The organism is Bradyrhizobium sp. 1200_D9_N1_1 (assembly GCF_052075915.1).
Lineage (GTDB): Bacteria > Pseudomonadota > Alphaproteobacteria > Rhizobiales > Xanthobacteraceae > Bradyrhizobium > Bradyrhizobium diazoefficiens.
Genome location: NZ_CP197226.1, coordinates 4,279,530 through 4,299,016 on the forward strand (window position 1 = coordinate 4,279,530; position 19,487 = coordinate 4,299,016).

Consider the following 19,487-nt stretch of genomic DNA (forward strand, 5'->3'; position numbering starts at 1 on the left):
AACCTCTAATTCTTGCCGGCACTCTTCTTGGCCGGAGTGTTTGCAGGATTCTTGGTGGCGGCGGCCTTGGTCGGCGACGTCTTTGCAGTCGACGACACGGCGGCGCGCGCCTTGCTGGTGGATTCGGATTTGGTTGCGGCTTTCTTCGCGGCCGGTTTCTTGGGTTTGGGCGCGGCGTCATCGCCGCCGGCGGCCTTCGCCGCAGCCTTCTTGGCCTTGGCCGGCTTCGCCGCCTTCTTCGCCTTGGTCTTGCCGCCACCCTTGGCCGCGCGCTCGTCAATCAGTGCGATCGCCTGCGGCAGCGTGACGGTGTCCTTTTCGAACTCGGCCGGGATCGTCGCGTTGACGCCGCCGGCGGTGACATAGGCGCCGTAACGGCCGCTCTTCACGGTGACGGTGCCGAGCGTCGGATGATCGCCGATCGCCTTGCCGGGGTCGGCGCCGAAGCGGCGGCTCGGGCCCTTGGCGACCTTTTCCGCGATCAGCGTCACGGCGCGGTTGAGGCCGATGTCGAAGACCTCGTCGCCGGCCTCGAGGCTGGCATAGGTCTTCTCGTGCTTCACGAACGGCCCGAAGCGGCCGAGGCCGGCGGTGATCGGCTGACCGGTCTCCGGATGCTTGCCGATCTCGCGCGGCAGCGACAACAGCTTCAGCGCAAGCTCGAGCTCGACGTCGCCGGGCGAGGTGCCCTTCGGGATGCCCGCGCGCTTCGGCTTCTCGCCTTCCTCATAATCCTTCTGCTCGCCGAGCTGGATGTACGGGCCGAAGCGGCCAGCCTTGACCCAGACGTCGCGACCGGTGTCGGGATCCTGGCCGAGCGAACGGTCGGCCGTCGCCTCGCTGTCGGCGGCGAGCTGACGGGTGTAGCGGCACTCCGGATAGTTCGAGCAGCCGACGAAGGCGCCGAACTTGCCGGCCTTGAGATTGAGCCGGCCGTTGCCGCAGCTCGGGCACTGCCTGATGTCGCCGCCGTCGGCGCGGGGCGGATAGATGTGTTGTCCGAGCATGTCGTCGAGCACGTCCAGCACCTGCGCCACGCGCAAATCCTTGATCTCGTCGACGGCGCCGATGAAGCCGTTCCAGAAATCCTTCAGCACCTGCTGCCAGGAGATCTCGTTGTTGGAGATGCGATCGAGCTGCTCTTCCAGGTTGGCGGTGAAGTCGTATTCGACGTAGCGGCTGAAGAAGCTTTCGAGGAACGCGACCACGACGCGGCCCTTGTCCTCGCCGTGCAGGCGCTTCTTCTCCAGCTTGACGTAGCCGCGGTCCTTCAGGACCTGGAGGATCGAGGCATAGGTCGAGGGCCGGCCGATGCCGAGCTCCTCCATGCGCTTGACCAGCGAGGCCTCGGAGAAGCGCGGCGGCGGCTCGGTGAAGTGCTGGGTGACGGCGAGCGACTGCCGCTTCAGGCCGTCGCCGGCGCTCATCGCGGGCAGGCGGCGGGAATCCTCGTCTTCCTCGTCGTCGCGGCCTTCCTGGTAGAGCGCGAGGAAGCCGTCGAACTTGACGACCTGGCCGGTGGCGCGCAGCTCCAGCGTACGGCCGCCGGCCTTCGCCGTGATGTCGACGGTGGTGCGCTCGAGCTCGGCCGCTTCCATCTGGCTCGCGATGGTGCGCTTCCAGATCAGCTCGTAGAGCCGCGCCTGATCGGAATCGAGCTTGCGGCTCATGCTGTCCGGGCGGCGGGACATGTCGGTCGGGCGGATCGCTTCGTGCGCTTCCTGGGCGTTCTTGGCCTTGGCCTGGTACTGGCGCGGGGCCTCCGGCACGTAGGCGTTGCCGTAATCCTCGCCGATCACCTTGCGCGCCTGGGTGATCGCGGACGGATCGATCTGCACGCCGTCGGTACGCATATAAGTAATGAGTCCGGTGGTCTCGCCGCCGATGTCGATGCCTTCATAGAGGCGCTGGGCGATGCGCATCGTGTGCGCGGGCGCAAAGCCGTATTTGCGGCTGGCTTCCTGCTGCAGCGTGGAGGTGGTGAAGGGGGCCTGCGGATTGCGTCGGGCGGGTTTTGCATCGACCGCGGTGACCGCGTAGGCGGCGGCTTCCAGCGCCTTCTTGAAGTTTTCGGCTTCCGCGCCGGTGCCGATGTCGAGGCGCTGGATCTTCTTGCCGTCGGCGCCGACGAGACGCGCCTCGAACGCATCGCCGCGCGGGGTGAGCAGGGTCGCGACCAGCGACCAGTATTCGCGGGCGACGAACTTCTCGATCTCGAGCTCGCGGTCGCAGACGAGGCGCAGCGCCACCGACTGCACGCGGCCGGCCGAGCGGGCGCCCGGCAGCTTGCGCCACAGCACGGGGGAGAGGGTGAAGCCGACCAGATAGTCCAGCGCGCGGCGCGCCATATAGGCGTCGACCAGCGCGCCGTCGATCTGGCGCGGATGCTTCATCGCGTCGGTGACGGCCTGCTTGGTGATGGCGTTGAACACCACGCGCTCGATCTTCTGATCCTTGAGAGCGCGCTTTTCCTTCAACACCTCCAGCACGTGCCAGGAGATGGCCTCGCCCTCGCGATCAGGGTCGGTGGCGAGAATCAGGCGGTCGGCGTTCTTCAGAGACTTGGCGATATCGTTGAGCCGGCCGGCCGCCTTGGGGTCGACCTCCCAGATCATCTTGAAATTGGCGTCCGGATCGACGGAACCGTTCTTCGCCGGGAGGTCGCGGACATGGCCGAACGAGGCCAGAACCTCATAGGACGAGCCCAAATACTTGTTGATCGTCTTGGCTTTCGCCGGCGACTCCACAATGACGATATTCATGTAGTTCCAGTAACTTATGGGGAAATTCTAGGCCGAATTCGACGAGATTCGGGTCGGCCGTTTCGAACCGAACATGGGTGGTGAGGCCGTCGCTGTCAAATCGAGGGGTGTAGAAAGCCGCCGCGATGGGAAAAGTTTCATATCGAGAAAGTTGCAAAATACCACCTTGGAGTTGCGGTCGATGTGGGCGTAATGTTCCCGTGGGGCATGGATTCGGGGTGGGGTCTGGTGACTAGGCCAGGAAAGAAACGGGCGCGCGCCGCATCAGGCGCGCGGGAAGGCTCGCGCCACGAGGAACCGGGGGAAGGCGGGGCCGATGAGGCGGTTGCCTTCATCGCCGAGCAGGTGGCGGTGTTGCGCAAGCTCGCCGAGCGCCACAGGCTCGACGTGCTGCATTATCTCTTAGGCATGACGCAGCTGGAGGCCGACGAGCATCTGCGGCTGCGCACCAAGCGCAAGCTGTCGTGAGGTTCTCATGTCGTCCCGGCGAAGGCCGGGACCCATACCGCGAGGTCTATCGATCTGAGCGGGGGGCCAATTCCGAACCACGAGTCTTCGCCTAACCGCTCCCTGTGGTTATGGGTCCCGGCCTTCGCCGGGACGACCATGAGGAGAGATCGTACGCGATGTCATCCTGTTGCGCGCCGCCGCAGCGCCGGTCGCGGCTTCACTGTCGTGTCCGCCTGGCTGAGCAGGCGCCCGTCCTCCGCGCGCAGCTCCAGCTTGCGCACCGGGCGGCCTTTCTCGCGATCGACCAGGATGGTCGCGATCTGCTCGGGGTGGTCGTCGAATTCCTCGCTCCATTGCCGCAGCGCGACCAGGATCGGGAAGGTGCCGCGGCCCTTCAGCGTCAGCAAATATTCAGAATAGGCGCTGCCGTCGGAGGCGGGGGCGGTCTCCAGAATGTCGTGATCGACCAGCGCGCGCAGCCGCGCGGCCAGAATGTTCTTCGCCATGCCGAGCTTGCTCTGAAACTCGCCGAAGCGGCGCAGGCCGAACAGCGCCTCGCGGATAATCAAGAGCGACCACCAGTCGCCGATCGCCTCCAGCGAGCGTGCGATCGGGCAGGTATCGCCCTCGAAGCTGGTTCGTTTCACCATCGTCCTGGTCCTTTCGCGTTCGCCCGATTCCGGAGGCGATCACGCGCTTGTGTGGTTGCATCATAAAACCAAATGCCCTAGATGGCAACGTAGTTTCATTATGAAACCACTGGAGGCGAACGTGAGACTGAAGAACAAGACGGCATTGATTACGGGCGGCAACGGCGGCATCGGCCTTGCGACTGCAAAGCTGTTCGTGGCCGAGGGTGCCAAGGTGGTGATCACCGGGCGCAACAAGGAAACGCTGGCGGCTGCCGCGAAAGAGCTCGGCCCGAACGCGCTTGCCGTCGTCGCCGATGCCACCGACATCGCGGCCACCGAAGCTGCAATCAGGCAGGGCGCCGAGAAGTTCGGCAAGTTCGACATCGTGTTCGCCAATGCCGGTATTCCCGGCAGCACGCCGCTCGGTGCGGCGACGCTGGAGGTCTTTGAGAAGGTGATCAGCACGAACCTCACCGGCGTGTTCTTCACGGTTCAGTCGGCGCTGCCCCATCTGAACGACAATGCCTCGATCATCCTCAACGGCTCGGTGATCTCGGTGCTCGGCATTCCCGGCTATTCGGCTTACGGCGCGGCGAAGGCCGGCGTGCGGGCGATGGCGCGGATCATGGCCTCGGAGCTGTCGCCGCGCGGCATCCGCGTCAACGTCGTCGCGCCGGGCGCGATCCGCACGCCGATCTGGGGCGCTGCGATCGCAACGCCTGAAGCCGAGAAGGCGTTCGAGAAGCGCATCGCGCTGTCGACGCCGCTCGGCCGCATTGGTGAACCCGATCACATCTCGAAGACGGTGCTGTTCCTCGCCTCCGATGATTCCGCGCATATTCAAGGCCAGGAGATCTTCGTCGATGGCGGCGCGGTCGCCGCTCCGAGCGGCGCACCGATCTATCGTGGCTGATCAAATCAAGTGCAAATTGAATCGGTCGGCGCGGCCACATCGGTTGCGCCGGCCGGTTCCCTCGTCCCGCGGGATGTATTTTCTGAACCTTGCGTGATCAGGTTGAACCTTGCCGCAAGCTGCCAAGACCCTTTTACGGGCAGGGGGTCATAAGACTCATTTTCAGGGAGCCCGTCATGCCAAAGGCAGCTCGTATTTTTTCGTCGATTTCAACACCGCGCATTTTCACCGAACGCTCCGCCATTCCCGCCAGACGCTCCGACAAATCGGAGCTCATCGGGGTGGCTGTTTTCTCCGGCATCGGCCTGTTCGTTTCGCTCGTGGCCGTCATCCTGGGCATGCAGGGCGCCTGGTTTTAGCCGGTGCGATCTGTCAGCCGCCGCCGGAATCCGGCAGCGGCTGTTGCGGTCGGCGTGAGCCTCACGCCGCCTGAAGGCTGGTGGCCGCCTGAAGTGCGCCGGCCAGCGCTTTCTCACGATGATCCGGCCCGACCTGGATGCCGTCGGCGGAGATGAACTCGGGATCGGTGATGCCGATGAAGCCGAACACCCAGCGCAGATAGGTTTCGAGATGCTCGCCAGCGGCAGTCGGCATGTCCGCGCCGTAATAGCCGCCGCGCGAGATCGCCACGATCACGCGCTTTGCGCCGGCAAGGCCCTGAGGTCCATTGGCGCCGTATTGAAATGTCTTCCCCGCCACCAGGATGCGGTCGATCCAGGCCTTGAGCTGGCTCGGGATGGTGAAATTGTACATGGGCGCGCCGATCACGACCACGTCGGCAGCGAGGAACTCGTTCAGCACGGCCGCGCTCGCGGCAAGGTCGGGTCCGAGTTCCGCCGGCGCAGGCGCGCCTTGCGCGGCCGCCAGATGCGAGCCGGAGAGGTGGGCGAGCGGGGTCTGGGTCAGATCGCGATAGACGACCTCGAGTGAGGGCGTCGCCTGGCGGAGACGGTCGACGATGGCGGCGGAAACCTGCCGGCTGACGGAGTGGGGGCCGAGCACGCTGGAGTCGATATGGAGGAGTTTCATTGAGGTCACCCATGGTATAGATTTGTAACCCGCACTACATGAGTGACCATCGAAATCCCCGCAAGAACGCACTTTTTTGAGCCATGGACACATCTTTGAAACCTGCGCACATCGATCTGCCTGCTTCGCCAAGGCCGGATCAAAGGCCCGATCCCAACCATGCGGACTGCCGCGGGGTCGCCTCCGTGCTGTCCCGCGTCGGCGACAAATGGAGCGTGTTCGTCATCATGATGCTCGGCGACGGACCGAAGCGCTTCAACGAGCTGAAGCGCATGATCAACGGCATCTCGCAGCGGATGCTGACCTTGACGTTGCGCGGGCTGGAGCGCGACGGCCTCGTCACGCGCACGATCTTCCCGACCATTCCGCCGCGCGTGGACTATGAGCTGACCGATCTCGGCCGCGGCCTGTCGCGGCCCGTGGAGGCGCTCGGCAAGTGGGCGATGGAGCATCTGGCGCAGATCGAGGCCGCACGTACGCGGTTCGACAAGCGCGGCGAGAACTAAAGCAGCGACACCAATCCGCCGCCGTGGCGTTCGAGCCGGCCGGCGAGCTCGAGCTCCAGCAGCACGGTGCGCACGATCGCCGGCGAGGCACCGGACATCCGCACGAGGTCGTCGAGGCCGATCGGCACGGGGCCGAGCAGGCCGGTGATCTGATCGCGGTCGTGCGTCTGCGGATCGCTCTCGAACGGCCCGCTGTCGGGCTCGCGCGCAGGAATCACCAGCGGCCGCTCCATGATCGGTGCGACAGCGTTGATGACGTCGGCAGCTTCGGTGACGAGCGTTGCGCCCTGCTTGATCAGATCATTGGTGCCGGCGGCGCGCGGATCGAGCGGCGAGCCCGGCACCGCGAACACCTCGCGGCCCTGTTCGGCCGCCATGCGCGCGGTGATCAGCGAGCCCGAGCGGTGGGCGGCCTCCACCACGACCACGCCGAGCGAGGCGCCCGAGATCAGCCGGTTGCGGCGGGGGAAGTCGCGGGCGCGCGGCTCGTGGCCGAGCGGCATCTCGGAGATCGCCGCGCCCGCGTGATCGAGGATCGACGTGAGCAAATCGCCGTGCTCGGGCGGATAGATGCAGTCATGGCCGCCGGCGAGAACGGCGATCGTGCCGCTCTCGACGCTGGTGCGATGCGCGGCCTGGTCGACGCCGCGGGCGAGCCCTGAGATGATGATGAAGCCGGCTTCGCCAAGCTCACGCGCGAGCTGACCAGCAAATTTCAGCCCAGCGCCGGAGGCATTGCGCGAGCCGACGATCGCGATCATCGGCCGCATCAAGGTTGTCGTGTCGCCGCGTACCGCGAGCAGCGGCGGGGCGTCGTCGAGCGTCGAGAGCCGCGCCGGATAGCCGTCCTCGCCGGGCGCGAGCCAGGCGATGCCGAATTTGCGGCTGGCGGCGAGCTCGGCCTTGGCCTCGTCCGCGCTACAGATGCGCCCCGACCGCGCCGCGCCGCCGCGGCGTGCCAGATCCGGCAACCGCTCCAGCGCAGCACGCGCGCTGCCGAAATGATCGACCAGCGAGCGGAAGGTGCGCGGCCCGACATTGTCGGAGCGGATCAGCCGCAGGCGGTCGATCCGCTCGGTCTCGGTCAGCTCCACGCTGGGGTTGATGGCGTCCACGGCGTCTCCTTGCAGGCGTAACATGGAACAACCTGAGGGCGTGGGCAACAGGGGTGTGCGCTTGCGCGACCTCGGCGCAATGCTAAAAGCGATCCCAATAAGAAGGGTATTGCCATGATCTCACTCGCCGACCTCCAGCGCCGCATCGAAACGGGCGAGCTGTCGCCTAACGCAGCCATCGCCCAGTCGCACGCGGCGATCGAGGCGCGGGAGAAGGAGGTCCATGCCTTCGTCCGCCACGACAAGTCGGCAAGAGCGCAAGCCTCCGGCCCGCTGCGCGGTATCGCCGTCGGCATCAAGGACATCATCGACACGGCCAATATGCCGACCGAGATGGGCTCGGAGATCTATCGCGGCTGGCAGCCGCGCAGCGACGCGCCTGTCGTGATGATGCTGAAGCGGGCGGGGGCCACCATCATCGGCAAGACCACCACCACGGCGTTCGCCTCGCGCGATCCGACGGCGACGCTCAATCCGCACAATACCGGCCATTCCCCGGGCGGCTCGTCCTCGGGCTCGGCGGCGGCGGTCGGCGCCGGCATGATCCCGCTGGCGCTGGGCACCCAGACCGGCGGCTCGGTGATCCGGCCCGCCGCCTATTGCGGGACGGCCGCGATCAAGCCGTCGTTCCGCATGCTGCCGACGGTCGGCGTGAAGTGCTATTCGTGGGCGCTCGACACGGTCGGCCTGTTCGGCGCGCGCGCGGAGGATCTCGCGCGCGGACTGCTGGCGATGACCGGCCGCAGCGAATTCTCCGGCATCGTCCCGGCCAAGGCACCGCGCATCGGCGTGGTCAGGCAGGAGTTCGCCGGCGCTGTCGAGCCGGCGGCCGAGCAGGGCCTGCAAGCCGCGATCAAGGCGGCCGAGCGGGCCGGGGCCAGTGTTCAGGCCATCGATCTGCCCGAGGCGGTGCATGAGGCCTGGCGCATCCATCCCATCATCCAGGATTTCGAGGCGCATCGCGCGCTCGCCTGGGAGTTTTCCGAGCATCACGACGAGATCGCGCCGATGCTGCGCGCCAGTCTCGATGCGACGGTCGGGCTCACGCCGAAGGAATATGACGAGGCGCGCCGGATCGGCCGCCGTGGCCGCCGCGAGCTTGGCGAAGTGTTCGAGGGCGTCGACGTGCTCTTGACCTATTCGGCGCCGGGCACCGCGCCGGCCAAGGCTCTCGCGAGCACCGGCGACCCTCGCTACAACCGGCTCTGGACGCTGATGGGCAATCCTTGCGTCAACGTGCCGGTGCTGAAGGTCGGTGGCCTGCCGATCGGCGTGCAGGTGATCGCGCGCTTCGGCAACGACGCACATGCGCTTGCGACGGCGTGGTTCCTGGAGGATGCGCTGGCGAAATCAGGCTAGCGCGGGTTCTGCGGAAGCGGTGCGCTGGTCGGATGCAGGCGGAGCTGCACTGATCATCGCACCTTGCCCGAGCCATCGCTCGGCCGCCTCGCGGCCGCTCCGGTGCAACAGGCGGATGAAGCCGCGGCCGAGATCGGCCGAGCTACGCTGCGCCAGGCCTTCAACGGAGTCTTCCGCCGCGATCCTGGACAGCCGCAGCGAACATGCGGCGTGCGATTGCGCCCATGCGATCGCCGCAACCTCGGCATTGAGCGCGGCGTTTGCGGTGATCTGGTCGAGCCGGCGGTCGATGGCGGCGAGCGTGATCGGCACGTAGCTGTCGCGGGACGGGGTGAGCTGGACCAGCAGCATATCGGTCGCCGCCGTCTCCTGCGCCAGCTTCAGCAATGGCGGATTGCCGCCGAAGCCGCCGTCCCAATAGGCTTCGCCCTCGATCTCGACGGCGCAGTGGACCAAAGGCGGGCAGGTGGAGGCCAGCGCGACGTCGGTCGTGATGGCGTCGTTGCGAAAGATCTGCTGCTGCCCGTCGCGGATCCGCGTCGCCGCGATCAGGAGCTTTGGCGACTTCGCCGCGCGCAGCGCCGCGAAATTGATGTCGCGCGACAGCGCTTGCCGCAGCGGATCGAGATCGAACGGATCGAACTGGCCGGAGCGCAGCGTCGGCCCGAACGCGACCGAGCTTCCCGCCGGCGAAAAGCCGCCGACCAGCATCAGCGAGCGGAACGAGGCCTCGTGCATCAGGCGGACCCAGAACCGGTTCAGCCGCGCGCGCGCAGCCTCACGGCCGCCCTCAGCGAGGCCGCAAGCGAGCAGCAGCGCATTGACGGCGCCGGCGCTGGCGCCGCTGATGGTGTCGATCTCGATATCGGGCTCTTCCAGGAGCCGCTCCAGCACGCCCCAGGTGAAGGCGGCAAAGGTGCCGCCGCCCTGAAGCGCCAGCGAGAGTCTTCGCGGTGGCCATTGATCGGGGCGGACCTGATCGCGCACGACAGGTGCAGCCGCGGTCACGGCCTCGATGGGCGCGGCAATTTGTGCCACGGGGGCGGGCGCAGGTGGCGGTGCAACGGGAGCCGGCTCGGGGACAGGAGGCGGCGAGGGCGCATCGGACCAGATGTCCGTCATGGACAGCAGTCGGCTCGCCGCAGTGCGCGCCGCACCCTGCGAACCACCGTCGATATGCGCGCCGACAATCTTCTCGCTCATTCTGAGCAACCGCGTAACGCCTTTTGCGCTGTCAGGATGACAGGCATGGAACTCGTTCGCCACTCTGGCCACGATTGGCTTTCGAGTTGCGAACAGGATTTGGCGTATAATGCGGAAGGAGCGCGGCGGTATCCGTACTTTTTCCCGGCGTTGGATTTTGTTTTGACGCGCTTTCTTGACGCGAACCGGTATCCACTTCGCTCGAAAACGCTCTAGGCCTTCTCGCCGATCCGGCTTTCCTTGCCCGATTGCAGCCGCTTGATGTTCTCGCGATGCGCGTAGAACAGCAGCAGCGTCAGCACGGCGAACAGCGCAGACAAAGCGAGGTGGCCGAACCACCACAGGAACATCGGCGTGATGAAGGAGGCCACCAGCGCCGAGAGCGAGGAATAGCGCGTGGTGAAGGCGGTCGCCAACCAGAGCAGGCAGAACACCACCGCGGCCGGCCAGAACAGGCCGAGCAGGATGCCGATATAGACCGCAACACCCTTGCCGCCCTTGAATTTGAGCCAGACCGGGAAGAGATGGCCGAGGAAGGCGCCGAGGCCTGCCGCCATCGCAGCATTGGGGCCGGCGATGTAGCCGGCGATCACGACCGCCACGGTGCCCTTCAGCGCATCGAGCAAGAGGGTGCCCGCAGCAAGGCTCTTGCGTCCGGTGCGCAGCACGTTGGTGGCGCCGATGCTGCCGGAGCCGATCGAGCGGATATCTTGCGTGCCGGCGAGCCTGGTCAGGACCAGCCCGAACGGAATCGAGCCGAGGAGGTAGCCGATGACGAGCGCCACCGGCAAAAATGCTTCAAGACCCATGGCTGCAAATCCCTTGACCGCATCGCCATGCTGAACTGCGACGCCACGCATGATCCTGTCCCGATCCGCTGTCGCGGTGCAGGGCGACACCCAAAACCGTCACCCTAGACATGCTCGAAGACCGTCCGTCCACCGACAATGGTGCGCACCACGCGGCCTGTAAAGCGGGCTTCGTCGAACGGGGTGTTCTTGCAGGGCGATTTGAGCTCGGCGGGATCGACCACCCAGGGGACGTCGGGGTCGATCACGATCACATCCGCCGGGCTGCCTGCGCGCAGGGTTCCACCGGGCAGGCCCAGAATCTCGGCCGGCCGGGTCGACATCGCCTGGATCAGCGTCTTCAGGTCCAGCTCGCCATTGTGCATCAGCCGCAGGCCGGCGGGCAGCATGGTCTCGAGCCCCACGGCGCCGGGAGCTGCTTCCGCGAACGGCAGGCGCTTGACCTCGACGTCCTGCGGATTGTGGTCGGACATGATGACGTCGATGAGGCCGGAGGCGACGGCTGCGACCAGCGCGCGGCGGTCGTCCTCGGTGCGCAGCGGCGGCGACAGCTTCAGGAACGACCGGTAGGGCCCGATATCGTTCTCGTTCAGCGCAAGATGGTTGATCGAGACCGAGGCGCTGACGGCGAGCCCGGCGTCGCGGGCGCGCTTGAGGATGTCGAGCGAGTCGATGCAGGACAGCGAGGCGGCGTGATAGCGGCCACCGGTCAGCGCGACGAGGCGCATGTCGCGTTCCAGCATCACGGCTTCCGCTGCGTTCGGAATGCCCATCAGGCCGAGCCGCGAGGCGAACTCGCCCTCGTTCATCACGCCTTCGCCGACGAGATCGGGATCTTCGGTGTGATGCACGATCAGCGCGTCGAAATCGCGCGCGTAAGTCAGGGCCCGGCGCATCACTTGGGCGTTGGTGACGCTCCTGTCGCCGTCGCTGAAGGCGATGGCGCCCGCGGCCTTCAACAGGCCGAACTCGGTCATCTCCTCGCCGCGCATCCCCTTGGTCAGCGCCGCCATCGGCTGGATGTTGACGATCGCGGTGTCGCGGGCGCGGCGCATCACGAAGTCCACCGTCGCCGAATTGTCGATGACGGGCTCCGTATCGGGCTGGCAGATGATGGTGGTGATGCCGCCGGTCGCGGCCGCCTGGCTCGCGGACGCGAAGGTCTCGCGATGGCTGAAGCCGGGTTCGCCGACGAAAGCTTTCATGTCGATCAGGCCCGGGGCCACGATTTTGCCGGCGCAGTTGACGACGTCGGTGCCCTCGGGGACGCCGGCAGCGCCGATGCCGCGGCGGGTCTCGCGGATGATGCCGTCGGCAATCAGGACATCGCCGGGGCCGTCGAAATCCCTGGAGGGATCGACGACGCGGGCGTTGGCGAGCAGGATGGGACGGCGGTCAGTCAGCATGAGCATCACGCGTTCGGCAAGTTGCGGGCGAGCGCTTCGAGCACGGCCATGCGCACCGCCACGCCCATCTCGACCTGTTCGCGGATCAGCGATTGCGCGCCGTCGGCGACCGCGGTGTCGATCTCGACGCCGCGGTTCATCGGGCCGGGATGCATGACGAGAGCGTCTGGCTTGGCATAGCCAAGCTTTTTCTGGTCCAGCCCGAAATAGTTGAAATATTCGGAGGTCGACGGCACGAAGGAGCCGTTCATGCGCTCGCGCTGGAGCCGCAGCATCATGACGATGTCGGCGCCGTTGAGCCCCTCGCGCATGTCGCGCGCAACCTCGACGCCCATCCGCTCGATGCCGGGCGGCAGCAGCGTGGAGGGGCCGACGACGCGGACGCGGGCACCCATGGTGTTGAGCAGGATGATGTTGGAACGGGCCACACGCGAATGCAGCACGTCGCCGCAGATCGCGACGACGAGGCCCTCGATCCGGCCCTTGTTGCGGCGGATGGTCAGGGCGTCGAGCAGCGCCTGCGTCGGATGCTCGTGCGCGCCGTCGCCGGCATTGATCACGGAACCGTCAACCTTGCGGGCCAGCAGTTCCACCGCGCCTGACGCGTGATGCCGGACCACCAGGATGTCCGGGTGCATGGCATTGAGCGTCATCGCGGTGTCGACCAGCGTCTCGCCCTTCTTGATGGACGAGGAAGACACCGACATGTTCATGACGTCGGCGCCAAGCCGTTTGCCGGCGAGCTCGAACGAGGATTGGGTCCGGGTGGAGGCCTCGAAGAAGAGGTTCACCTGCGTCCGTCCACGCAGGACGGTGCGCTTCTTGTCAACCTGGCGGTTGAGCTCGACATATTCTTCGGACAGGTCGAGGAGGCCGGTGATGTCGGCCGCGGAAAGGCCCTCGATGCCCAGCAAATGCCGGTGGCCGAGGACGAAGGTCGATTTCGATGTCATTAAAACGAGAGCTATAGGCGGGGATGGCTGGGGGGGCAAGGGCCAATGCCGGGGCGGGGAGTTATCCCCTGAGGAGTCTGGTACACCGTCATTCCGGGATGGCGCGCAAGCGCCAGACCCGGAATCTCGAGATTCCGGGTTCGATGCTCCAGGCCGCGCTTCGCGGTCCTGTCGCATCGCCCCGGAATGACAGGGAAGTTTGGATGCGCTCAGCCAAATCAATTTTGATCGCACTTTTAGCGATCGCTTCAATCTCGTCCGCCCACGCCCAATCGCTCCCCGGCGGCTTCGTCTATTTGCGCGACATCGATCCCGGCATCATCCAGGACATCCGCTACGCCACATCGAACAATTTCGTCGGCCGTCCGCTCGCCGGCTACGGCGCCGGCGAGTGCGTGGTGAAGCGGGAGGTGGGGCTGCGGTTGAAGGCGGTCCAGCAGGACCTCGCCGCACAGAACCTGTCGCTCAAGATGTTCGACTGCTACCGGCCGGCGCGGGCCTCGCTCGATATGGTCGCGTGGTCGCAGAACGGCCGCGAGACCGCCGCCGAGCGGCGCTACAATCCCAGGATTGCCAAGACCGAGCTGTTTCGCCTCGGCTACATCGCGAGCCGCTCGCAGCATTCGACGGGGGCGGCGCTCGATCTCACCTTGGTCGATCTCAAGGCCGACAATTCCGGCAAATACGACCCGTCGAAAACCTATGCCGACTGCACGGCGTCGGTCGAGGCGCGGCCGCCGGAGGGCAGCGTGGACATGGGCACCGGCTACGACTGCACGGATACGAAGGGCCATACCGCAGCACCGTCGATTACGCCGGACCAGCGCGCCTGGCGCAAGCGGCTGATGGCTGCGATGGCCAAGCAAGGCTTTGTGAACTATTCGAAGGAGTGGTGGCATTTTTCGCTGCCGGGGGCAGGCGGGGCGGCCTATGATTTCCCGATCCAGCCGCGGCGGAACTGATTCCGCGCCGGGGAAACAAGATGACTCAGCCCAGCTTCGCAACCCACGAGGTCTTCAACCAGTCGCCGCTGTTTTGGGATGTCGATCTGTTCGCCGTGGACCGGCCGCTGGTCGAGGCGGTCAAGGCCAATGGCGGCGCTAAGGCGGAGCGGGAGCTGTCCGAATTCGGCAAGCACTGGGGCTCTGCCGCGATGGCCGATCGCGGGCGCGTGGCGAATGAGAACACGCCCAAGCTGCGCACCTTCGACGCCAAGGGCAATCGCCGCGACCAGGTCGAGTTTCATCCCGCCTATCACGAGCTGATGGCGCACAGCGCGCATGCCGGCGTGCACAATTCGACCTGGACGGCGGACGGGAAGCCGGCGGGCGATGCCGCCGAGGTCATCCGCGCCGCAAAATTCTACATCGCCTCGCAGGTCGAGACCGGCCATCTCTGTCCAATCACGATGACGCGCGCCTCCGTCGCCGCGCTGGCGACGCAGCCGGATCTGCTGGCGCGCGTGATGCCGGTGCTGGCGACGAAGAGCTACGACCCGACGTTTGCGCCGTGGTGGGGCAAGCGCGGCATGACGCTCGGCATCGGCATGACCGAGAAGCAGGGTGGCACCGATGTGCGCGCCAACATGACGCGCGCGGTGCGTGACGGCGACGCCTATCGCATCACCGGCCACAAATGGTTCATGTCGGCGCCGATGTGCGACGCGTTCCTGGTGCTGGCGCAGGCCGACGAGGGGCTGACCTGCTTCTTCATGCCGCGCTTTGCGCCCGACGGGTCCGTCAACGCGATCCAGTTCCAGCGCTTGAAGGACAAGCTCGGCAACCGCTCCAATGCGTCGTCCGAGGTCGAGTTCGCCGGCGCATATGCGCAAGCGGTCGGCGAGGCGGGCAAGGGCATCCGCACCATCATCCAGATGGTGCAGCTGACGCGGCAGGATTGCGCGATCGCCTCCACCGGCCTGATGCGCTCGGGGCTCGCGCATGCGCTGCATCATGCGCGTCACCGCAGCGTGTTCCAGAAGCATCTCGCCGATCAGCCCTTGATGCAGGCGGTGCTGTCGGACATGGCGCTGCATGTGGAGGCGAGCGTCGCCCTGGTGATGCGGCTCTGCCGCGCCTTCGACCGCACCCCGCACGATGCGGCGGAGGCCGCCTATATGCGGCTGCTGACGCCCGCGATCAAATACTGGACCTGCAAGAGCGCGCCTAGCTTCCTCTACGAGGCGATGGAGTGCCTCGGCGGCAACGGCTATGTCGAGGACGGCATCCTGGCACGCCACTATCGGGAGTCGCCGGTCAACGCGATCTGGGAAGGCTCGGGCAACGTGATGTGCCTCGACGTGCTGCGCGCACTGTCGCGCGAGCCGGAGGCGGCGATGGCGGTGCTGCAATCGCTTGCCGCCGAGACCAAGGGTTTGCCGGGCGCAGGCGAGGCGGTCGCGTTCATCGGCAAGACCTTCCGCCGCGCCGACGGCGAGCGCGTCGCGCGGCTCGCGGTCGAGAAGCTGGCGCTGCTTGCCGCGGCCGCCGCGCTGAACGGCGTGTCGCCGCGTCATGCTGAACTGTTCGCGGCCACGCGCCTCGCCACAACCCACGCCAGCATGTACGGCGCGGTCGAGCTGGAGAGCGGCGACGTGCGCGCGCTGCTGGAGAGGGCGCTGCCGTGAGCTTTTTGCTTCTTTTTTGCCGTCATTCCGGGGCGATGCGAAGCATCGAACTACGGTGCGCCCTTGCGCACCTGAGAATCTCGAGATTCCGGGTTCGCCCTTCGGGCGCCCCGGAATGACGGCAATCTCAACGAAAGCCTCCTGATGGATTCCCTCAATCCCGAGCATCCGCCACTGACCATGACGCCCGCGGATCACGCGCCGCGCGTCTGGAGGTTCCTCGGTACGGCGCTGTGGGGCCTTCTCATCTTCGTCGCGATGTTCGTCGGCCAGGTCGGGGCGATCCTGCTGCTGGCCGCGCTGCGCGGCCTTCCGATCGACATGGCCTCGATCCAGTCGGTCGGCCGCGAGCCGGCGGCGCTCGCGCTGTCGGTCATCATGGGCCTGCCGGCGACACTCCTCGCGGTGTGGCTCGCCATCCGTATCAAGAAGGCCTCCTTCGTCGACTATCTCGCGCTGCGCTGGCCGTCCTGGATGCAGCTCCTGTTCGGCGCGGTCGGTCTCATCCTGCTGGTGCTGGCCTGGGAGACGGTGTCGCGGAGCCTCGGCCGCGAGGCGACGCCGGGCTTCATGACCGATCTGTTGAAATCGGGCCGTGACAAGGGCGCGGCCCTGTTGCTGCTGATCGCCTTCAGCGTGGCGGCGCCGATGTCGGAAGAGGTGCTGGCGCGCGGCTTCCTCTTTCGCGGCTGGTCGGCGAGCTTCCTGCGCGTGCCCGGCGCGATCATCCTGTCGTCGCTGGTGTGGACGGTCGTGCATCTGCAATACGACCTGTACTTCCTCGCCGAGGTCTTCACCATCGGCCTGTGGTTCGGCTACATGCGCTATCGCGCCAATTCGCTTTGGCTCACGATCGTGCTGCACGCGCTGAACAACATGACGGCGGTGGTGCTGACGATGTGGCTGGGGGGCTGACGGCGGTTGCCCCACATTCCGTCATTGCGAGCGCAAGCGAAGCAATCCGGAATCTTTCCGCGGAGGGATTCTGGATTGCTTCGTCGCATCAGCGCAAAATTGCTTCGCAATCTTGTCGCGAGCTCCTCGCAATGATGGGGAGAGGGAGGCGCCCACAACGACGAGTTTCAGGCCACCAGCGCGATCGCAACCGGCATCGTGATGGCCGCCAGGATGGTCTGCAGCGTGATGATCTGCGCCAGCAGCGGCGCATCGCCACCCATCTGCCGGGCCAGCACATAGGCGCTGGGTGAGGTCGGCACCGCCGCGCAGATCGCGACGATTGCCAGACTGTTGCCCGATAGCCCGAACCAGGCCGCAAGCCCCAGCGCGAGCACGGGCATCAGGACCAGCTTGAAGGCGACGCCGATCGTCGCGCTCAGGCTGGGACGCAGGAGGCCTTCGAGATGCAGGCCCGCACCGGTCACGAGCAGGCCGATCGCCAGGGATGACCGGCTCAGCGCGTCCGCAACCTCATGCCAGATCTTCGGCAGCGGCAGGTGGACGACGTTGATGAAGAGCCCGATTGCGCAGGCCCAGATCAGGGGATTTCGGATCACCGTCATGACGATCGCGCGGGCGGACTGTTTCTCCGGCGATGCATAGTGCGCGAGCACGGCGACGCTGAACACGTTGACCAGCGGGATGATCGCGACCATCGCGACCGAAGCCAGCGCCAGCCCGACATCGCCGAACATGTTGGCGGAGACGGAGAGCGCCACATAGGTCTGCCAGCGCGTCGCGCCCTGGAAGATCGAGGTGAAGGCCGGCCCGTCAATCTCGAGCCGCGACAGGGCCGGGCGCAGCGCGAGGCACAGCAGCGACATCGCCAGCGCCGACAGCAAGAGCGCGCCGCCGACGCCGGCGACCGGCACCTTGGAAAGGTCGGCCTTCACCAGCGTCTGGATCAGCAGCATCGGAAACAGCACGAAATAGGTCAGCCGCTCCAGCCCGTGCCATTGCGTGTCCAGCCGCATCAGGCTGCGCTTCAGCACGACGCCGAGCACGATGAGGATGAAGACCGGCAGCAGCGCCGCGATCACGACGGCCATGGGGGTCAGCCGTTTCCGGTGCGCAAGTTCGCGAGGCGGTCGAGCGCCCCTTGCAGGATGAAGATCGCGGCGTGCTCGTCGATCACCTCGGCGCGTTTGGCGCGGCTGACATCCATGCCGATCAGCTCGCGTTCGACCGCTGCGGTCGAGAGGCGCTCGTCCCAGAGGCCGATGGGGAGCGTGGTGAGATTGGCGAGGTTGCGGGCGAAGGCGCGGGTCGATTGCGCGCGCGGGCCCTCGCTGCCGTCCATGTTGATGGGCAGGCCAAGCACGAAGCCGACGACCTTGCGCTCAGCGGCGATCGCGAGCAGCCGGGCGGCGTCCTGCTTGAACGCCTTGCGCTGAATGGTCTCGACGCCGGTCGCCAACCGCCGGTCCGGGTTCGACACGGCGACGCCGATCGTCTTGGTGCCCAGATCAAGGCCAACCAGCCCGCCGCGTTCGGGCCAGTGGGTTGCAGCATCGACCAGGGGCAGGATAAGAGCCGGCATGGCATCAGCGCATATCACGCGTCACGCCGTGGAGTGAACCCGGAACATGGATGCGCTGACACTATTCGGCCTGTTTGCCGTCACCGCGATGCTGGTCTGCTATGCGATGGAGGACCGCAGCCACTGGTTCGTGCTGCTGTTCGCGATGTCCTGCGCGCTCGGCTCGGCCTACGGCTTCCTGCAGGGCGCCTGGCCGTTCGGGCTGGTCGAGGCGATCTGGGCCGTGGTGGCGCTCCGGCGCTGGTATCTCAGGCCGCGATGACGTCGTCGTCCTTCTTCAGGCAGGCGGCAAAGCCTTGCAGCGCGCTGTACTGATGTCCGGCACTGCGCTGGATGAAGAGTGTCTCGACGCGCGCGTGCGAGGCGCTCAGCGGGTGGATCGACACGCTGCCGTTCATCGCGCTGCGCTCGACCACGGCGCGCGGGAGCAGCGTCACGCCCATGTCGGCGGCGACGCAGCCGATCATGCCGTCGAGCGTGCCGAGCTCAAACCGTGCGGCCGACGGCCAGCCGAACTCGACGAAGATCTGCTCGAGCCGCTGGCGATAGGTGCAGCCGGTGCGGAACACCAGCGCCGTTGGACCGGATTCCGGCGTGCCGGCACGCAGCTCGGCTAGCGAGCTCCAGCGCCGCGCGCTGACCAGCACCAGCTCTTCGCGGAAGGCGCTCGTCGCCGTGAGGTCGGCATGCGCGATGGGACCTGCGACGAAGGCGCCGTCGAGCGTGCCTTCGAGCACGCCAGCAACGAGGTCGGCCGTTGTTGCCGTGCGCAAGGAGAGGCGCACGGCCGGGAAGCGGCGGTGGAAATCGGCCAGCAGCGGCGGCAGACGCACGGCGGCTGTCGTTTCCATCGAACCGATCGCCAGCGGCCCTTTCGGCTCGCCATCGTCGCGTGCGGCGAGCACGGCCTCGCGCGATAGCGCGGCCATCCGTTGCGCGTAGGGCAGGAGGCGTTTGCCGGCGCCGGTCAGCGTCATGCCGCGGCTGTGGCGCTCGAACAGCGGCGTGCCGATCTCCGCCTCCAGCGCCTTCACGCGCTGGGTGACGTTTGATTGCACCGTGTTGAGCTCCTCGGCGGCGCGAGTGATACCGCCGGTACGCGCGACGGCGGCGAAGGTCTGGATATCGCTGAGTTCCATGGCGTCGTTTCGCTTTTGTGATGGCAGCGTTCGCAACAATTCATTTTTCGAGAATGCTAGTCGCGCTTAGTCTCACTGTCCAGATCGG

20 protein-coding genes are annotated in these 19,487 nt (G+C 66.4%); 9 read left to right on the forward strand and 11 right to left on the reverse strand.

Annotation, left to right across the window (positions count from 1 at the left end; genetic code table 11):
- Positions 1-5: 5 nt before the first annotated feature.
- Entirely contained in the window at positions 6-2,762 is a 2,757-nt protein-coding gene (topA, locus tag AB5K84_RS20640; RefSeq protein WP_038966363.1) for a type I DNA topoisomerase, read from the reverse strand.
- A 228-nt stretch (positions 2,763-2,990) separates the two neighbouring features.
- Here topA and AB5K84_RS20645 point away from each other — a divergent pair, with 228 nt between their 5' ends.
- Complete coding sequence (locus tag AB5K84_RS20645; protein WP_028171576.1) at positions 2,991-3,230, forward strand: hypothetical protein; 240 nt, start codon at positions 2,991-2,993, stop codon at positions 3,228-3,230.
- Positions 3,231-3,391: 161 nt separating this feature from the next.
- Here AB5K84_RS20645 and AB5K84_RS20650 read toward each other — a convergent pair whose 3' ends face one another.
- Positions 3,392-3,862 (reverse strand): winged helix-turn-helix transcriptional regulator, encoded by a 471-nt coding sequence (locus AB5K84_RS20650; RefSeq protein ID WP_011087869.1) that lies wholly within the window; start codon positions 3,860-3,862, stop codon positions 3,392-3,394.
- 121 nt (positions 3,863-3,983) lie between these two features.
- Here AB5K84_RS20650 and AB5K84_RS20655 point away from each other — a divergent pair, with 121 nt between their 5' ends.
- Positions 3,984-4,757, forward strand: a complete 774-nt coding sequence (locus tag AB5K84_RS20655) for an SDR family oxidoreductase (protein WP_038966372.1) — start codon at positions 3,984-3,986, stop codon at positions 4,755-4,757.
- Positions 4,758-4,933: 176 nt separating this feature from the next.
- Complete coding sequence (locus AB5K84_RS20660; protein WP_011087867.1) at positions 4,934-5,116, forward strand: hypothetical protein; 183 nt, start codon at positions 4,934-4,936, stop codon at positions 5,114-5,116.
- Between the two features lie 61 nt (positions 5,117-5,177).
- Here AB5K84_RS20660 and AB5K84_RS20665 read toward each other — a convergent pair whose 3' ends face one another.
- Positions 5,178-5,786, reverse strand: a complete 609-nt coding sequence (locus AB5K84_RS20665) for an FMN-dependent NADH-azoreductase (protein WP_011087866.1) — start codon at positions 5,784-5,786, stop codon at positions 5,178-5,180.
- 83 nt (positions 5,787-5,869) lie between these two features.
- Here AB5K84_RS20665 and AB5K84_RS20670 point away from each other — a divergent pair, with 83 nt between their 5' ends.
- Entirely contained in the window at positions 5,870-6,292 is a 423-nt protein-coding gene (locus AB5K84_RS20670) for a winged helix-turn-helix transcriptional regulator (RefSeq protein ID WP_011087865.1), read from the forward strand.
- Here AB5K84_RS20670 and dprA read toward each other — a convergent pair.
- Positions 6,289-7,431 carry a DNA-processing protein DprA gene (gene dprA, locus AB5K84_RS20675; RefSeq protein ID WP_011087864.1) on the reverse strand — a complete coding sequence of 381 codons (1,143 nt, stop codon included), beginning with the start codon at positions 7,429-7,431 and terminating at the stop codon, positions 6,289-6,291. The two genes, AB5K84_RS20670 and dprA, sit on opposite strands and share 4 nt — an antisense overlap.
- Positions 7,432-7,521: 90 nt before the next feature.
- Between dprA and AB5K84_RS20680 the strand changes: the two genes are divergently transcribed.
- A complete protein-coding gene (locus AB5K84_RS20680; protein WP_011087863.1) occupies positions 7,522-8,766 on the forward strand; it encodes an amidase in 1,245 nt (414 codons plus the stop codon).
- On the opposite strand, the gene AB5K84_RS20685 is transcribed toward AB5K84_RS20680, so the two are convergent.
- From AB5K84_RS20685 to AB5K84_RS20700, 4 genes are all read right to left on the reverse strand, one after another.
- The gene (locus AB5K84_RS20685; RefSeq protein ID WP_038966362.1) at positions 8,758-9,969 is read right to left on the reverse strand and encodes a patatin-like phospholipase family protein; all 1,212 of its coding nucleotides are present in this window, start codon (positions 9,967-9,969) and stop codon (positions 8,758-8,760) included. The two genes, AB5K84_RS20680 and AB5K84_RS20685, sit on opposite strands and share 9 nt — an antisense overlap.
- 212 nt (positions 9,970-10,181) lie before the next feature.
- Positions 10,182-10,778: a glycerol-3-phosphate 1-O-acyltransferase PlsY gene (gene plsY, locus AB5K84_RS20690; RefSeq protein ID WP_011087861.1), complete on the reverse strand. Its 597-nt coding sequence runs from the start codon at positions 10,776-10,778 to the stop codon at positions 10,182-10,184.
- Between the two features lie 104 nt (positions 10,779-10,882).
- A complete protein-coding gene (locus tag AB5K84_RS20695; RefSeq protein ID WP_028171586.1) occupies positions 10,883-12,184 on the reverse strand; it encodes a dihydroorotase in 1,302 nt (433 codons plus the stop codon).
- Between the two features lie 5 nt (positions 12,185-12,189).
- Entirely contained in the window at positions 12,190-13,137 is a 948-nt protein-coding gene (locus tag AB5K84_RS20700) for an aspartate carbamoyltransferase catalytic subunit (protein ID WP_011087859.1), read from the reverse strand.
- A 203-nt stretch (positions 13,138-13,340) separates the two neighbouring features.
- Between AB5K84_RS20700 and AB5K84_RS20705 the strand changes: the two genes are divergently transcribed.
- From AB5K84_RS20705 to AB5K84_RS20715, 3 genes are all read left to right on the forward strand, one after another.
- Entirely contained in the window at positions 13,341-14,099 is a 759-nt protein-coding gene (locus tag AB5K84_RS20705; protein WP_038966371.1) for a M15 family metallopeptidase, read from the forward strand.
- 20 nt (positions 14,100-14,119) lie between these two features.
- Complete coding sequence (locus AB5K84_RS20710) at positions 14,120-15,763, forward strand: acyl-CoA dehydrogenase family protein (RefSeq protein WP_011087857.1); 1,644 nt, start codon at positions 14,120-14,122, stop codon at positions 15,761-15,763.
- 144 nt (positions 15,764-15,907) lie between these two features.
- Complete coding sequence (locus tag AB5K84_RS20715; RefSeq protein ID WP_011087856.1) at positions 15,908-16,678, forward strand: CPBP family intramembrane glutamic endopeptidase; 771 nt, start codon at positions 15,908-15,910, stop codon at positions 16,676-16,678.
- Between the two features lie 167 nt (positions 16,679-16,845).
- Here AB5K84_RS20715 and AB5K84_RS20720 read toward each other — a convergent pair whose 3' ends face one another.
- Together AB5K84_RS20720 and ruvX are read right to left on the reverse strand one after the other, a co-directional pair.
- Positions 16,846-17,769 carry an AEC family transporter gene (locus tag AB5K84_RS20720; protein WP_011087855.1) on the reverse strand — a complete coding sequence of 308 codons (924 nt, stop codon included), beginning with the start codon at positions 17,767-17,769 and terminating at the stop codon, positions 16,846-16,848.
- A 5-nt stretch (positions 17,770-17,774) separates the two neighbouring features.
- Positions 17,775-18,260: a Holliday junction resolvase RuvX gene (gene ruvX / locus AB5K84_RS20725; RefSeq protein WP_028171591.1), complete on the reverse strand. Its 486-nt coding sequence runs from the start codon at positions 18,258-18,260 to the stop codon at positions 17,775-17,777.
- A 46-nt stretch (positions 18,261-18,306) separates the two neighbouring features.
- On the opposite strand from ruvX, the gene AB5K84_RS20730 reads away from it, so the two are divergent.
- Positions 18,307-18,522, forward strand: coding sequence for a hypothetical protein (locus AB5K84_RS20730; RefSeq protein WP_028171592.1), 216 nt, complete (start codon positions 18,307-18,309; stop codon positions 18,520-18,522).
- Here the strand turns inward: AB5K84_RS20730 and AB5K84_RS20735 are convergent.
- Complete coding sequence (locus tag AB5K84_RS20735; protein ID WP_011087853.1) at positions 18,509-19,399, reverse strand: LysR family transcriptional regulator; 891 nt, start codon at positions 19,397-19,399, stop codon at positions 18,509-18,511. The genes AB5K84_RS20730 and AB5K84_RS20735 overlap by 14 nt on opposite strands.
- Positions 19,400-19,487 lie beyond the last annotated feature (88 nt).